The organism is Sphingobium sp. CCH11-B1 (genome assembly GCF_001556865.1).
Taxonomy (GTDB): domain Bacteria; phylum Pseudomonadota; class Alphaproteobacteria; order Sphingomonadales; family Sphingomonadaceae; genus Sphingobium.
In genome coordinates this window covers 49,076-64,376 of the sequence record NZ_LSJY01000112.1, presented here as the reverse complement: position 1 = coordinate 64,376, position 15,301 = coordinate 49,076, and the positions used below count along the sequence as shown (strand labels likewise).

Below are 15,301 nucleotides of genomic sequence, written 5' to 3'. Positions count from 1 at the left end.
TCAGCCTGCCTCCATCTGGCGACGATAGCGCGCGGCCAGCATGGCGCAGACGAACAGTTGCAACTGGTGGAAGATCATCAGGGGCAGCACGATCATGCCGACGCTGGCCGGCGCGAACAATGCACCTGCCATTGGTACGCCCGATACCAGGCTTTTCTTCGAGCCGCAGAACAGCAGGACGATTGCGTCCTCGCGCGGCAGTTTAAGCATCCTTGCGGCCAGCAGGTTGGCCCCCATGACGATCGCCAGGATGAGGGCACTCAGCACCAGCAGCGCCGCCATGTCCCGCCATCCCAATATCAGCCAGATGCCGTTCACCACCGCAGCGCTGAAGGCGGAATAGACGACCAGCAGGATCGATCCGCGATCCACGATCTGCAGGACAGCCTTGTTGCGGGCCACGAAAGTGCCGATCAACGGACGCAGCAAATGACCCGCGACGAAGGGCAGCAGCAGTTGCAACAGGATGGCTTCGATCGAATGCCAGCTCATCTGTACGCCGCTGCCGCTGGTCGTCATCGCAAGGCTGACCAGCAGCGGCGTCAGCACGATGCCGATCAGGTTGGAAAGCGAAGCGCTGCACACCGCCGCTGCAACATTGCCGCCGGCGATTGCCGTAAAGGCGATCGACGACTGTACCGTCGAAGGCAGCAGCGTCAGATAGAGCAGGCCCGACAGCAGCAGCGGATCGACCCACCCGCCCGACAGGTCGACTACGGCCAGGCCGATCGCTGGAAACAGCAGATAGGTCGATCCGAATACCAGCAGATGCAGCCGCCAGCTGCCGATACCCTGCACGATAGCCTCGCGTGACAGCTTTGCGCCGTGCAGGAAGAACAGGAGCGCGATCGCCAGATCGGCGATCAGCCCGACCCATGCCGCCGCAGCGCCCCGAACCGGCAGGAACGAGGCCGCTGCAACCGTCGCGATCAGGAACAGCAGGAACGGGTCAACGGAAGGAATAAAGCGGATAGCGCGCATGCGTGATCCTGATGCCTGTTTCGCCCCTATCGATCCAACGCAATGATCGGCACGGATCGTTGCAAAAAATAGCGCTCGCCATGCACGCTGCCGAATCTTCGGGTCGCCGAGATCGTCTGTTTCCCCTCGAAACGGAATTGCTCCGGCTGGTATGGGCGATCAACCGCCGTACGGTCGACGGCCAGGTCAATCAGAAGGGATGCAGACGCACTTCCACAGGATGAGAGTTGACTAGCCTGTTCGTCTTGGCCCACGCTGCCGCCTCGACCACGGCAAGGCGAGAGACGAGGATTTGATTGGGGGCGTTTCAGGCCGGGTCGACGATCCGGGGCGGACCAAATCGGGCATTCTAACAGTCACTAGCCGCGATTTCGCGGAATATGGTCTGTCTGGCGGGCGGGTCGACGACAATCGGAGTAGAAAATGAGCGTTCTCGTCTATGTGATTAACGGGCCCAACCTTAACCTGCTTGGCAAGCGGGAACCCGAAATTTACGGTAGCGAAACCCTCTCCGATGTCGAACGCGACTGTTGCGAAGTGGCGAATAGCGAGGGGCTGCAACTCCGCTTTCTCCAGTCGAATGCTGAATTCCAGATCATCGACTGGATCCACGAAGCGCGCGAGCGTGCGGCGGCCATTGTCATCAATCCGGCTGCCTTCACTCACACCTCTGTCGCGATACTCGACGCGCTGAACGCGTTTGAAGGGCATGTCGTTGAAATCCACATCTCGAACGTCCACAAGCGCGATGTGTTTCGCCATCACAGCTATGTGTCGGGCCGTGCCGACGCTGTCATGGCTGGCTTCGGCACGCATGGCTATCAATTGGCGCTGCGCCACGTCGGCAAGCTGATCCGCGACGGGGCGTAGGGCCCTTGTCGCACGCACATTCGTAGACTGTCGTACGGTGCGCGCAACGCGTTGCGCGAGACCGGAGGCAGTTCACTGGCGAGGCTGCAGGAAGTCGTCCGGTTCAGGGAGTTGAGTTCGTGCCGGTCGTGACCTAACCAGAGATCAGATTTGTCCGAGCTTTGAATGTCACCGCGCTCGACGTGCTGGGCTTCTGCGTCGATCGCAATCGCAATATCCCGCTCCACCGTCCTCCACCCCCTGACTGCCATAGAAAGAGCAAGTCCCATGAGATTCTGCCGTTTCGGCCATCCTGGCCAGGAAAAGCCCGGTATCATCGACAGCGAAGGCCATATCCGCGACCTGTCCGCGATCGTCCCTGAACTGACGGTCGAGGCGCTTGCCACCGCCACAAGCGTGGATGTCGCCAGCTTGCCCGCGGTGGAGGGTACGCCGCGCCTCGGCGTGCCAGTGAAGGGCATCGGCAAGATCGTCGCCATCGGCCTCAATTATGAGGACCATGCGATCGAATCCAACCTGCCGATCCCGACCGAGCCGGTGATGTTCATGAAGGCGCTGTCCGCGCTCACCGGCCCAAACGATGACGTCATGTTGCCCAAGGGATCGACGCACAGCGACTGGGAGGTCGAACTGGGCGTCATCATAGGAGAGACCTGCCGCTATGTCACCGAGGACGAGGCGCTGTCAAAAGTGGCGGGCTATGTCCTCGTCAACGATGTGTCGGAACGCTTCAACCAGAAGCAGCGCGGCACTCAGTGGAGCAAGGGCAAGGGCCATGACACTTTCTGCCCGGTCGGCCCCTGGCTCGTCACGCCGGACGAGGTCGGCGATCCGCAGCATCTCGACATGTATCTCGACCTCAACGGCGCGCGGATGCAGACCGGGAACACGAAGACGATGATTTTCACCGTCGCGCAACTCATTTCCTATGTCAGCGAATATGTGACGCTTCAGCCCGGCGACCTGATGATTACCGGCACCCCCCCGGGCGTGGGTGAAGGCAAGAAGCCCGAAGCGATCTTCCTCAAGCCCGGCGACATCATGGAATTGGGCATCTCAAAGCTCGGTAGGCAGCGGCAGAATGTCGTAGAATGGCGTCATTTGGGCGATGCGGTGCTTGAATGACCACATGGCCGGGCCGGTTTGAAGGCCGCGTTGCGGTCAGCACGGGCGGCGCGACGCCAGCGACCTTCGAGGCCCCGATCCTGGCGCAACCGTCGATGGGAAGCCTTCGCCCGGTAAGGGAATCTGCCGCCATGGTCTGCTTCATGACCAGCGAGGAGCGCGACCTCATGACTGCCTCCACCTTCCACACGTCGTACGGATGCCGACCATCATCGGCTCTGCTGACGGCATGGCGGCCTGAAACCACCGGCTACTGCAACAGGGAAGGCGGAATGCCATGATCATTTCCGCCACCACGGACTTTCGCGAAGCGGCCCGGCGGCGCCTGCCGCCGTTCCTCTTCCACTATATCGACGGCGGCGCCTATGCCGAACATACGCTGCGGCGCAATGTCGAAGATCTGGCGGACGTGGAGCTTCGCCAGCGGGTGTTACGGAACGTGGCGGATTGCGATCTGACGACCGATCTGTTCGGAACCCGCATGACGCTGCCGATCGCGCTCGCGCCTGTTGGCCTCACCGGAATGTATGCGCGGCGCGGGGAAGTGCAAGCCGCACGCGCGGCAGCGGCAAAGGGCGTGCCCTTCACGCTTTCCACTGTGTCGGTCTGCGCAATCGGCGAGGTGCAGGCTGCCTCTGGCGCGCCGATCTGGTTCCAGCTCTATGTGCTGAAAGATCGCGGGTTCATGCGCGACGCGTTGGAACGCGCACAGGCCGCCGGAGTGACGACGTTGGTCTTCACCGTCGACATGCCCGTACCCGGCGCGCGCTATCGCGACGCGCATTCCGGCATGTCCGGGCCCCGTGCAGGTCTCCGCCGGATGATGCAGGCAGTGACCCATCCACGCTGGGCCTGGGATGTGGGGCTTTGGGGGCGGCCGCACGATCTGGGCAATATTTCCGCTTACCGGGGGACGCCCACGACGTTGGAGGATTATATTGGCTGGCTCGGGGCCAATTTCGACCCGTCGATTTCCTGGCGATCTCGAATGGATCCGGGATTTCTGGAAGGGGTCGATGGTGATCAAGGGGATACTCGATCCAGAGGATGCACGCGATGCGGTTCGTTTCGGCGCTGATGGGATTGTGGTGTCAAACCATGGCGATCGCCGACGCGGTGAAGGGTGATATCAGCATCCTTGTTGATTCGGGCATCCGCTCCGGACTGGACGTCGTGCGGATGCTGGCGCTGGGGGCGGACATGGCGCTGATCGGTCGTGCGTTCGTATACGCGCTTGCCGCCGGCGGAGAGGCAGGCGTGTCGCAACTGCTCACGCTCATGGAAAGCGAGATGCGGGTCGCCATGGCTTTGACGGGCGTACGCTCCATCGCCGAAATCGACCAAACGATCCTTGCCGGTCAGCTCAAACAATAGCGTTCCTTGGGCTGACGCAAAATTCGTCGTTATTGGCTGCATTTTGAAAGACGCCTGCGCTTTGTGCGGCCGGCAGCGAGACAGATGGTCGTTTCCATGACGGTGCGGGGTGGGGAACGGGGGGATGTCGCTTACGTTCCGTTTCCTTGCGAGAACTGAAGCCGAAGGGGTACGAATCAGGGTCCCGTGGGTGTCAGTTCACCAACGATCCTGATCCTGAAAGCGCGCCACTTCCGATCCTGGAACCTCCAACCGCCGCCGCACCCTATATATAGAGTAGGGAAATACTGGTTATCACCTTGTTAAGCACAGGAAACAATTTTTTGCACACCACGACTCTTAGCTGCTTTTAATAGCCTGTCTGTCATCTTCACCATCAAAGACAGCATGTCGCTGTGTCTATATCTGGATCAAGGACCGATGGTAAAGATTGTAGATTCGCTGGATTGGGGTACTGGCAATCCCGTTTATTACATGCTTGGCATGGGAAATTCAGTATTTGACGTTCTGAATTCGGCAAGTGGCTACGCCTATAACGCTGCGAACGACTGGGCGTTGCGCGCGATCGACGAAGATACCTTGCGGTTCGAAGTGCGGGCCGGCGATGAAATCCGCTGGGGCATCGATGTCGGCACGCACAAGGAGCGGTCCGAGATTTCGGCGGCCGATCATATCGCGCTGGGTCAGAATTTGCACACCAGCTTCGACTTCAATCTGGAGCCGGGCGCAGCCAACACCGCCAAATGGCTGCTGGTGAGCCAGCTAATTCAGTTCCCGCCAGACGTCAGCATGGCGGCGCCGCCGCCCGTCGCGATCGAGCTAGTGGGCGAGAAGCTCTCCGTGATGGTTCGGTATCAATCGGACAGCGGCAAGACGGTTGAGCAGCGTGTATGGTTGGACTCCGCCGACATCGCGCGTGGCAGTGATTATCATTTCGACGTTTATGCCAATGTCGCCAACGACGGTTCGGGCCGGGTGGTCGTGGCGATCGATGGGAAGGTGGTCGTCGATTATAGCGGACGGGTCGGCTATAATTTCGGCGGAGACCTTGCCTGGAAGCAGGGCATCTACCGCAACGAAGCCCCCGAAACCATCGCTGCGCAATTTTCCAACCTGCAGATCGATCATGGCGACATGGTCAAGATCCCCGCGCCGGGCAAATATACCCTTCCCGCAGAAGCGCCAACGCTTGCCCTGGCAAGCAGCGGCGCGGAAGGCGCCGGCGCGGAAAGCGTGTTTAACGGGCATGCCGTAGCGGGCGTCACCGTCCATCTTTACGATGGCACGAAGCTGGTGGGCACGACGCAGGCTGACGCCAATGGTGCGTTCACTTTCATCGTCGATAGCGCCGCAGGTAGCCATATGTTCAAGGCGGCCACCGAAGTCGACGGCAAGATGTCTGCGACATCGGATGACATTTCCGTTCAGGTCGGCACATCGGCCGACATCCTCGCGCGGATGGACGTCATAGCGGGTCAGGATCGCCTTGGCGCGATCGTTCTGACGGACACGCGTACCTTCACCCTCACATCCACGTCGCAGCTGGCGACCTTGATGGCCGATGCAAAGGATGCTCTGACCAAGGTGGTCGGCGGGGCCAATTTCCTCCAGATCACGGGCACCGGCGACAATCGCTATTCCACCTTCCTCGACTTGGACGGCAAGCCGACGCTGGTCATCAACGACACCTACAAAAATGGTGTGCTGATCCGGCAGACGAAGGACTATGTCACCGCCAACGCGGACGGGGTTCAGAAGGAAGTGGTCGCCTACAATGTGACCGGCCAATCCTATGTCACACAGTATCAGGCCTTCAATGCCGCCGGCCAGATGACGGAATGCGTCCGTTACCACGCGGACGGGACGTTGGATTTCCGCAGCCGGCTGCTGGATAATGGTGACCAGACGACCGAGAAGTTCAATGTCGCAGGCCTGTTGCAGTCCTATTCGATCCAGCACGCAAGCGGGCCGATCGCGATGGAGATGTATCAGGCCAACATCGTTGGCCAGCCCTATGTGGCGACATGGACGGCGCTGAACGCGGCGGGCAAAATTGTATATTCGACGCGCACCAATGCCGATGGTTCGCTGCAATATGACATGAAGATGAACCCGGACGGATCGACGATTGCACACCTCTACGGCGTGGACGGCTCGCTGGCCCAATTGACGGTCACGACGGCCGACGGCCGCACCGTCAACCAGGGCTATGCCGGCGGCAAACTTGTCAGCACGTCGACGACGTTCGCTGACAAGTCGACGGAAAATAACAGCTGGTCCGATGGTCAGCTCCTGTCCCAGACGATCACCCACATGTCCGGGCCCGTCACGAAGGAGATTTATAGCAACGGTGTTTCCGGCCAGAGCTATGCCCGGACGTACAAGGCCTATTCGGGATCGACGCTCGTAACCGAAGAGCGTTTCCATAGCGACAATACGCTCGATTACGCCCGCTACACCCTGTCGAACGGAGCGACCGAAATCCGGCGCTATGCGACAAATGGCGCCATCACCAGCGACACCATCACCGCCCTAGACGGGTCCACGGACGTCAAATCCTACACCAATGGCGTGCTGATGCGCGAAACGGTGACCTTCGCCAAGCCGGTCGATGGGGTCGCGAAACAGATCTACGAATTCAACATCGTAGGCCAGGCATCGTCCATTCGCCTCAACAGCTACGATGCCAGCGGCAAACTGGTATCGACCAGCTACCCGACCGCGACCAGTCTTCCCGACTTCGCCAAAGCGCAGCCTGTGATCACGTCGGGGGGCGAGGCCGCCCATTCGCAGCCTATTCTATCGGAAGCGGTCGACAAGGACGGGTTCCATGCGATCAACGATACGCTCGGCGCGATCGGCGGACTCGACAATGTGCATCATGTCGATACGCATCCGGTGACGCCGGCCGAACTTGATCTGCCCGCGAGCCCGGCCAATCAAGCGCCGCCGACCTTGCCCCCGGAACCCGTTCATGTAGACGCGCCGTCGCTCACCCTAAGCGCGCCGATCGGGTCGGACGGCCATGCCCAGACCACCATTGCCGGCACTGCTTCAGGCGCGGCCCGTGTGCAGATTTATGATGGCGGCAACTTGCTGGGCAGCGCCACGATCGACGGCAACGGGCATTTCAGCTTTGATCTGACGATGGGTTCTGGCCTGCATAATATCACTGCCGTTTCCGTCCATGCGACCGGCGTGACATCCCCGGCATCGACCGCTGCGTCGATGTTCGTCGGCACTGCCGCGGACTTCGTCGCCAACATCGCCGCGATCGATGCCGCGCCCAATCTGGCTGGTGTCGTCCTGACGGACGGCCAGGTGCTGAACCTGACGTCGGAAGCCCAGCTGAGGGACATCCTGTCTAACGAGCAGATAGCACTGTCGGCCATTAACGGCGCGTTCGAGTTCGTCGTCACCACAGGGACGCCGGCCAACCTCATTCGCACGACCTACGACTCGCACGGCACCAAGCTGCTCATGGTGGAGCGCGTGATGGACGGCAACGCGCTGGTGCAGGAGATCATCGAGAACCCGAAGGCCGCTGCTGGCGCGGTCGCGCGTCAGGTGCAGAGCTTCTCCCACAACGGAGAGGATTATGCATCGCAGATCGACATGTACACGGCCGATGGCCGGCTTGTGAAGGTGGTCCGATACTATCCGGACGGCGCGGTGCAATATGACCGGTCCATCGGTCCCGATGGCGTCGATACGGTGCACCAATATCGCGCCGACGGCACTTTGGAACAGCAGTCGATTGTCGACGCGCATGGCGTGACGACGCTCGACCAGATGGCGATCGACGGTTCGCTTCTGCATCGTTCGGTCATTGGAACCGCTGCGGACGAAGCCCTGTCGCTTTCCGATCATCATGGCGGATCCCTGTTCGGTGGAGCAGGCGACGACAATCTGGTCGGCGGCAACGGGAACGACATTCTCGATGGCGGCGCAGGGGCCGACCGGATGGACGGCGGCGCGGGCGACGATACCTATTATGTCGATCATGCCGGCGATCACATCGTCGACAGCAGCGGGGGCGATACCGTGCTGACGGGCCTGCGCAATTATGTGCTGGGCGACGGCTTGGAAAAGCTGACCTTCACGGGAAGCGGGAACGCCACGCTGATCGGCAACCAACGCGACAACGTCATCATTGGCGGTGCGGGCGACGACAGCCTGGATGGCGGGATGGGCAACGACATCCTCTATGGAGGGGACGGCAACGACCAGCTGAATGGCGGCCGTGGCGCGGACATCCTCTATGGGGGTAATGGCGACGATCGCTACATCGTTGATGATGTGAACGATCAGGTGACTGAATATGCGAACGGCGGGCTCGACACGGTCGCCGCCTATGTGTCCTACGCCCTGTCCGCTAACGTCGAGAATCTGACGCTGGCGTCCACCGCCGGGGCCATCAACGGCATCGGCAACACGCTCGATAATCTCATCACAGGCAACAATGCAGCGAACCGGCTGGAGGGCGGCGACGGCAATGACAAGCTCGTCGGCAATGGCGGCAATGATATCCTGATCGGGGGTGCCGGCGATGACCTTCTCATGGGTGGCGATGGCAATGACGTTCTGATCGGCGGATCGGGGAACGACATGCTTTATGGCGGCGCGGGTGCGGATCGCTTCGTCTTCCGCTATGGCGAGGCTGGCTCGAAAGGCGGCAACACCACGCGCATCGCGGACTTTTCCGTGACGCAGGGTGACAAGATCGACCTGAGCGAGTTCGATGCCAATCCAGATATGCACGGTCGCCAGGCGCTGACATACTATGCCGATCGCCCGACGACGCCGATGGACCATTCGGTCTGGTTCGTGAACAATGGCAATTTCGCCCAGTTGCATGGCGATCTGAACGGGGACGGCGTGGTCGACTTCGTGATCCGGGTCGACAATCTGAATGGCCTGCCGCTTGGCGCGAACAGCCTGATACTCTAAGTACGGGACAGAGCAGCATTATGAGGGGCCGGGTGAAAATCCGGCCCCTTTTGCGATAGGCGTTTGTTCAGCTTCGATCCTGTAGTAGCGGCATTTGATCTGCGGAGGAGTTTGCACATGCACAATGCTTGGAAGATGCTGGCTGCTGCTTCCATCCTGACATTGGCCGGCGGCGTGGCGCATGCACAGTCCGCCGCACCCAACCGGCCCTATGGCCCCCGTGGCCTGCGCGACGAGCGGCCCGTCCTCCCGCCGCCGCAGATGACGGTGGACGAAAAGAACCGGCTTGCCTACGCTGCCAAGGCCGCCCGCAACATCGATGAACTCGAAACGCTTGTTGCAACTGCCTGCAATGTTCAGGGCTGGCAGTTTTCCCTGAAGCAAAAAGACGAGAAAGGCGTTCTCGTTACGCGATCGCAAACATTGCCGACCGACAAGGTGCGTTGCATCTACTATGCGCTTTCTTTCAGCAAATATTATGTAGCTACGCCGATGAGCGAAAGGTGAGTTGCTAATAATAGCAAGGTTAACCTCGCTTTAACTTTGCGCCTCAACCGGCTTTGCATGATTCCTCGCCATACCACTCCTGAAGCAGGAGTGAATCGGTGCGGATCAGGAAGTTAGGTCATTGGAGCGCAGTAATCGCGCTCGGGGCGCTGGGGCTGACGCACGCTGACGCCTACGCCAAAAGCCCGGCACAGTCCTTTCTCGCGACAGGCGCGCAGATCGAGCCGCCACGCGGCTTCGTGATGATGTGCGATCGCACCGCAGACACGCGGCTGTGCGCCGACACCAAATCGCAGGGCGACCCTCAAATAGAAACGGGCGGCATCGTGGTCCGTGGCGGCGCATCTGCCGCCGCGCACGACCGCGGGATGAAGGCCGAAGCCGCCCGCTTTCTGAACGCGCTCCGGCCCTTGCCTGATTTGCAGTTCGCGCCGCAATTTTCGAAGGAGCCTTCCTTCGCTTCGATGCCGTTGATCGAAAGATTCCCCATCTTCGCGCCGCTTCCCGCGGTTGCGTCGCTGGCCGCGCCCGACGAGGCTGGGGCGCCCAGGGTCGAAGTTGCCGCCGTCGCGCGGCCAGTTCGCCCCAGCGCTCCGCAGGCTGTCGCTGCGGCCGACGCGATGGCGATGCTGAAAAAGGTCAACCGCGCCGTGAACGGCCGGGTACGGCAGGATACGGACATCGCGCTCTACGGTCGTGACGAATATTGGACGCGAAGCGGCGTTGGCCCACAAGCGGTCGGCGATTGCGAAGATCTCGCCATCGAGAAGCGGATCGAACTGGCCGAAGCCGGTTTTCCGGAAGATCGTCTCGCCTTTGCGATCGTCTATTCGCAGGCGGCGGGGCTGCATACCGTTCTGGTCGCTCGGCTGGACCATGCGGATGTGGTCCTCGACAACCGTACGATCGCTATCCGTCGCTGGTCGGACTCGGAATATAGCTTCATAGGCATACAGGATTTCAACAATCCCATGCGCTGGTTCGCCATCGACAAACAAAATGGCTGAGTTTCGGCCTGAGTGAAGGGTATCAGGCCCGCCTATCAGGCGGTGTCCGGTTCCCGCGCGGCGAAGATGTCTCTCTATCTGCTGCTTTGCAGGATTTCCGGGTCCTGGGGGTCGGTACGGCCAATGCGCAGACGCTTGCCCAAAGTGCGACGTGTAGGCCCCTCATAGAAGCGGACCACATAATGGCTCAGGATTGCGCAGATCAGCAACGTGACGGCCACCGTCAGATGCACCGCCGGCCATCCGTCACCCACCACGCGGCGCGCCAGCGAAAGCACGGTTGAGAGGATCGGGCGATGCAGCACATAAAGGGGATAGGATAAGCCGCCCAGCATGACGCAGATGCGTCGCTCGACATCGCCCGCTTGCCGGCCGGCAGTGGAAAGGATGATGAACGAGAACAGCAGGAAAACTGGGGGAAAGGCCGCCGCCGGCAACGGCCAGGGCAGCAGTGAGACGAGGATGAGCAGCAGCGACGCGGTCGAAAATGACATGGCGGGCACCCGGATCGCGCCGTTGCGCCACCAGCGGTAAAGGATGACGCCGCCGAAGAAGCCCGCCGAGACGCGCGGTATGCCCATCCAGGCATTATCGGTCCCCCCGCCGCCAAAACCGCCCATCGCGATCGCTGCAAGCGAAAGCGCCACGACGATGTAAAGGCGCGGCGTCGTCAGGTGGCGCGCAAATGCCGCATAGACAAAATTGATGATGGTTTCGAACATCAGCGACCATAGCACCGTGTTCGTCGGAAAGATTTCGCGTGTCGGATTGCCGAAGGTGAAAGGCAGAAGAAAGAAGGACAGCCCAACAGCAGTCGCCAATTCTCCCGCGCTCATGGCGAGAGGACTGTTCCGCCTGAAATAGAGGTCGAATATCCCGACCGCCCCGGCCAGCGCCGCGCCCAGGAAAATCATCGGGTACAGGCGCACGAAACGACGAACGGCAAAATCGCCGAACCGCATCCCTTCCGTCAACGGGCGCTCATAGGCATGGGCGATGACGAATCCGCTGAGCAGAAAGAACAGATCGACCATCAACAGGCCGTTGTTGAACATCGGCCATTCCAGCGTGGGCGAGGCGAGTCCATGGAATAGAAACACGCAGCCCGCCGCCACCCCTCGCAAACCGTCCAGGGCGATGAAGTGCGAATGCCTGCCAAGCGCGGGATGGGAAGGGGCAGGGCGTGGGCTGTTGATCATTATACGTGGTGATCGTCCAGCGACGCCCAAAGTGCAAGCGGTCCGATCACCTCAAGACCCCGTCTTTTTCCGGGCATCGCGATAGATGTCACGCAACAGAGGAAGGATGGCCTTGTCACTGTAGTGGGTTTCGATCCGGGATCGTCCAGCCGCGGCGATGCGCGTCCGCAAGGCTTCGTCCGCAAGCAGCGCATCGATGCGCTGGGCGAGCGCTGCCTGATCGCCTGCGTCGATCAGCAGCCCGTCCACGCCGTCGGTGATCAGTTCGGGTATGCCGCCGACGCGGGTGGTGACAACCGGAAGGCCACGCGCCATGGCTTCGAGCACGCTCATCGGCAGGCCTTCATTATGCGACGGCAGCACGTAGACCGACGCACGGGCGAGCAGCGCTTCCTTGGCCGCTCCCTCTATCCAGCCAGCCAGATCGATGGACCTATCCGCGCCTGCTGCCTGGATCGCCTGGCGTGCGCGGTCCAGTTCGCCGTTGCCGCCGATCACCAGCCGCGCGTCTGGATGAGCCCCGGCAACCTGCGCAAAGGCTGGGATCAGGTCAAAGACGCCTTTGCGGTCGCCCACCAGGCCCAGGAACAGCACTTCGCCGGGCACCCGCGCCGAAGCATCGGGAAGGGGCGGCACCGTCACATAATTGGGTACGACAATGATGTGCGCGCGGGGCGCGATAGTCAGGATGAAATCCCGCCAGCTTTCAGACAGCACGAGGACCCGGCTCGCGCGTTCCAGATGTCGCCGGGCCTTCTTCTTCGCCCAATCGGGCAGCGACCCATAGAAGAGCTTCATCTCCGAGCCGTGGAGATGAAGCAGCACGGGAATGCCGAAGGCGCGCGCGATGGAGGCGAACAGCCCCTTGCGCCAAAAACTGCCGCGCATGGCTGCATGAATATGGACCAGCTCGACATGGCCGCCGATCGCGAGGAGCAGGAAGCGTAGCAGGCCTTTCAGCAGCACGACCTGGCGCTTCAGGAAACCGCCATCGGCATAGGCGGCGATCAGGGTAACGCCCTCCTGCGCCAGAAAGCCGTCTCGCTCATAAGCCTCCACCACGCTGCGCATGCCGCCGCGCGCGGCGTTCCAGATCATGATCGTGCGACGCGTCTTGCTCATCGTTTTGGGGCACCGTCATAGGCGCGCGCAATTGCCTCCCACAGAGGCTTGCGGCGCAGTTGGCTGTCGAAGGGGAGGGGGCGTTGCGGCTGTCCGTCTTCACGCGCCATCGCCGGCTGACCCTGGAACTGGCTGTCAGCGTCGCTCAGACCCCAGGTCATCATGCCCAGCATCGCCGGTTCGGCAAAGGCGACCTCCAGCAGTTGAAGCGCCCGGTCCGCCACTGCCTGATCGCGTGCGGCGGGATCAGTGGGTGCTCGACGGTCATTGATGTCGAATTCGGTGATGCGCAATTTCATCCCCATCGCCGCGACGTCTGCCAGGAAACGCCGGTAGACGTCGGCGTCGAACCGCTGGCCCACGCCGATATGGGTCTGAAGGCCCATGACCTGCACCGGCGCGTTTCGCCGCTTCAACTCTTCCAGCAGCCCGAGCGTCGCGCGCCGGCGGCTTTCGTCGTCAGGGACCGCATTTTCCAGCCCATAATCATTGTAGGCGAGGAGTGTTTTCGGATCCGCATCCCTGGCCGCATGGAAGCAATCGGCGATCCAGCCGGGATCGATCGCCTTGCCGAAGGGCGCGCGTCGCATAGCCCAGGGCAGTCCGTCCCCCGGCTGCACCGCTTCATTCACGACATCCCATTCGGCGACCTTGCCGCGGAAATGCCGCACGATGTCGCCGACCCGCGCCACGATCAGCGCGTCTGCGCCGGGTTCTTGCAGAAGCGGGCGAGACCAGCCCGGTATATTGCGATACCAAAAACCCGCATGGCCGCGCACCTCGATGCCCGACCGATGCGCGAAATCCACGATCTGGTCGGCGCGGGCATAATCCGGCTTGCCGCGGCGCTTTTCCGTCTCGCCCCATTTCATTTCGATGCCGGGAACGACGATGTCGCATTCCTGCTGGATCACCGATGCAAGCGGGCCTGCCGTCTGGGTCGCCAGCATCATGCTGCCAAAGCTCATTCCGCGCCTTCGCGCGCGCCAGCGAAGGCCTTGCGCCTTGGCTTCGGGCGTTGCGAAATGCCGCGCGGCACGCATGCCGCTGCTTGCTCCCACTGACATGACGCAGCATAGACCAGCGACGATCGTGCGTCTGGAAGCGGCCATCAAGCAAGGAACCCCTTTTGTCATGTGACCAGCAGCAGCGACAGATGTTTTCGGAACCGCAACCAGTTCCTGAACCCCCATCGCGACTATAGTGCCTCGTTCCGGAATGTTATAGGAATTTTTTCGCAGTTGCGATATGGATCGGGAATGGCAGCAACTTCCCGCTCTCGCGCTTCGCATCTCCGCCGGATGTGCGTGCTGCTAGCGCCTGTCCTTGTGGCGATTGCCTTGTTCATTGGGGGCGGAAACATGATCGCCCCGTCCGCCCGGTCGGTAGCTGCGCCCTTCAAGTCGTGCGCGTCTGCGCTTACCGGCAGGCGCATCACTGTGCCGCCGCGTCAGGATGCGTTCGGTTCCGCGCAGCGTCTGCCTCCTTTGCCGCTGAAGGCGGGAGAATATGTGCTGACGATCGACGACGGTCCCGATCGCACGTCCACTCCCGTGCTGTTGGACTTGCTGCGGCAAAATTGCGTCCATGCGACCTTCTTCCTCATCGGTCGTCGCGCGACGGCGACGCCCGACCTGGCGAAGCGGATCGTCGCGGAAGGCAATGGCATCGGAAGCCATTCGCAGAATCATCGCAACTTCTCGGGGATGTCGCTGGACCAGGTCCGCGATGAAATCGTCGACGGCGCGGATTCAGTGGAAAGAGCGGTTTACGGGCGCGCGCGGAGCAAGGGTGAGCGACGGCTGATGCGACTGCCGGGTGGGCCGGGCGTTCCGCTCATCCCGCCCCAGCCGTGGCGCGCCATTGCCAGGGATAATGGTCTGATCCTGGCCGGTGTGGATGCCAGCCCGGAGGATTGGCGCAACGATCCACCCGATGTCAGTTTCAAGCGCCTGCTGGGTCGCCTGCCCGACCGCGGGGTCATTCTATTGCATGACGGACAATCCAACACGCCGGCACTGTTAAGGATGATCCTGTCTGAAATGGCGCGAAGAAGGGCGAAGATCGTCACCTTGGATTAAATTTTCTTTTTTATGATTTGGAACATTACGCATTAACCACAATGATGCATTTAACGATGCTGGGCATGTCGGGGGACGTGTCAGG

Annotated in this window: 11 protein-coding genes and 1 pseudogene; 8 read left to right on the top strand and 4 right to left on the bottom strand. The window is 61.3% G+C overall.

Going from position 1 to position 15,301, the window contains the following annotated elements; translation table 11 throughout:
* Entirely contained in the window at positions 1–981 is a 981-nt protein-coding gene (locus AX724_RS11980) for a bile acid:sodium symporter family protein (RefSeq protein WP_066766639.1), read from the bottom strand.
* 423 nt (positions 982–1,404) lie between these two features.
* On the opposite strand from AX724_RS11980, the gene aroQ reads away from it, so the two are divergent.
* From aroQ to AX724_RS11940, 7 genes and pseudogenes are all read left to right on the top strand, one after another.
* Positions 1,405–1,851 (top strand): type II 3-dehydroquinate dehydratase, encoded by a 447-nt coding sequence (aroQ, locus tag AX724_RS11970; protein WP_066766636.1) that lies wholly within the window; start codon positions 1,405–1,407, stop codon positions 1,849–1,851.
* Between the two features lie 267 nt (positions 1,852–2,118).
* Positions 2,119–2,976 (top strand): fumarylacetoacetate hydrolase family protein, encoded by an 858-nt coding sequence (locus AX724_RS11965; RefSeq protein ID WP_066766634.1) that lies wholly within the window; start codon positions 2,119–2,121, stop codon positions 2,974–2,976.
* Entirely contained in the window at positions 2,973–3,257 is a 285-nt protein-coding gene (locus tag AX724_RS24960; RefSeq protein ID WP_066766632.1) for a hypothetical protein, read from the top strand. The genes AX724_RS11965 and AX724_RS24960 overlap by 4 nt, the downstream gene beginning before the upstream one ends.
* Positions 3,254–4,350, top strand: a pseudogene (lldD, locus tag AX724_RS11955) (FMN-dependent L-lactate dehydrogenase LldD). Before AX724_RS24960 ends, lldD begins: the two are co-directional and overlap by 4 nt.
* 420 nt (positions 4,351–4,770) lie before the next feature.
* Positions 4,771–9,300: a heparin lyase I family protein gene (locus AX724_RS23375; RefSeq protein ID WP_197421564.1), complete on the top strand. Its 4,530-nt coding sequence runs from the start codon at positions 4,771–4,773 to the stop codon at positions 9,298–9,300.
* A gap of 63 nt (positions 9,301–9,363) precedes the next feature.
* Positions 9,364–9,807 (top strand): hypothetical protein, encoded by a 444-nt coding sequence (locus AX724_RS11945; RefSeq protein WP_156448069.1) that lies wholly within the window; start codon positions 9,364–9,366, stop codon positions 9,805–9,807.
* Between the two features lie 98 nt (positions 9,808–9,905).
* A complete protein-coding gene (locus AX724_RS11940) occupies positions 9,906–10,814 on the top strand; it encodes a transglutaminase-like cysteine peptidase (protein WP_066766625.1) in 909 nt (302 codons plus the stop codon).
* Positions 10,815–10,888: 74 nt separating this feature from the next.
* Here the strand turns inward: AX724_RS11940 and AX724_RS11935 are convergent, their stop codons facing one another.
* Genes AX724_RS11935 through AX724_RS11925 form a run of 3 tightly spaced genes read right to left on the bottom strand, consistent with a single transcriptional unit; the run spans position 10,889 to position 14,247 of the window.
* Positions 10,889–12,013 (bottom strand): acyltransferase family protein, encoded by a 1,125-nt coding sequence (locus AX724_RS11935; protein ID WP_066766623.1) that lies wholly within the window; start codon positions 12,011–12,013, stop codon positions 10,889–10,891.
* A 51-nt stretch (positions 12,014–12,064) separates the two neighbouring features.
* Positions 12,065–13,135 carry a glycosyltransferase family 4 protein gene (locus tag AX724_RS11930; RefSeq protein ID WP_066766621.1) on the bottom strand — a complete coding sequence of 357 codons (1,071 nt, stop codon included), beginning with the start codon at positions 13,133–13,135 and terminating at the stop codon, positions 12,065–12,067.
* Positions 13,132–14,247, bottom strand: a complete 1,116-nt coding sequence (locus tag AX724_RS11925; protein ID WP_197421562.1) for an endo-1,4-beta-xylanase — start codon at positions 14,245–14,247, stop codon at positions 13,132–13,134. The genes AX724_RS11930 and AX724_RS11925 overlap by 4 nt, the downstream gene beginning before the upstream one ends.
* Positions 14,248–14,496: 249 nt before the next feature.
* Between AX724_RS11925 and AX724_RS11920 the strand changes: the two genes are divergently transcribed.
* Positions 14,497–15,216: a polysaccharide deacetylase family protein gene (locus AX724_RS11920; RefSeq protein ID WP_197421561.1), complete on the top strand. Its 720-nt coding sequence runs from the start codon at positions 14,497–14,499 to the stop codon at positions 15,214–15,216.
* The last annotated feature ends 85 nt before the right edge of the window (positions 15,217–15,301 follow it).

Excerpts from the sequence above, each read along its gene's own strand:
- AX724_RS11930 (WP_066766621.1), bottom strand. The coding sequence starts at position 13,135 with ATGAGCAAGACGCGTCGCACGATCATGATCTGGAACGCCGCGCGCGGC.
- AX724_RS11925 (WP_197421562.1), bottom strand. The coding sequence starts at position 14,247 with ATGGCCGCTTCCAGACGCACGATCGTCGCTGGTCTATGCTGCGTCATG.
- AX724_RS11920 (WP_197421561.1), top strand. The coding sequence starts at position 14,497 with ATGATCGCCCCGTCCGCCCGGTCGGTAGCTGCGCCCTTCAAGTCGTGC.
- aroQ (WP_066766636.1), top strand. The coding sequence starts at position 1,405 with ATGAGCGTTCTCGTCTATGTGATTAACGGGCCCAACCTTAACCTGCTT.
- AX724_RS11935 (WP_066766623.1), bottom strand. The coding sequence starts at position 12,013 with ATGATCAACAGCCCACGCCCTGCCCCTTCCCATCCCGCGCTTGGCAGG.
- AX724_RS11980 (WP_066766639.1), bottom strand. The coding sequence starts at position 981 with ATGCGCGCTATCCGCTTTATTCCTTCCGTTGACCCGTTCCTGCTGTTC.
- AX724_RS24960 (WP_066766632.1), top strand. The coding sequence starts at position 2,973 with ATGACCACATGGCCGGGCCGGTTTGAAGGCCGCGTTGCGGTCAGCACG.
- AX724_RS11965 (WP_066766634.1), top strand. The coding sequence starts at position 2,119 with ATGAGATTCTGCCGTTTCGGCCATCCTGGCCAGGAAAAGCCCGGTATC.
- AX724_RS23375 (WP_197421564.1), top strand. The coding sequence starts at position 4,771 with ATGGTAAAGATTGTAGATTCGCTGGATTGGGGTACTGGCAATCCCGTT.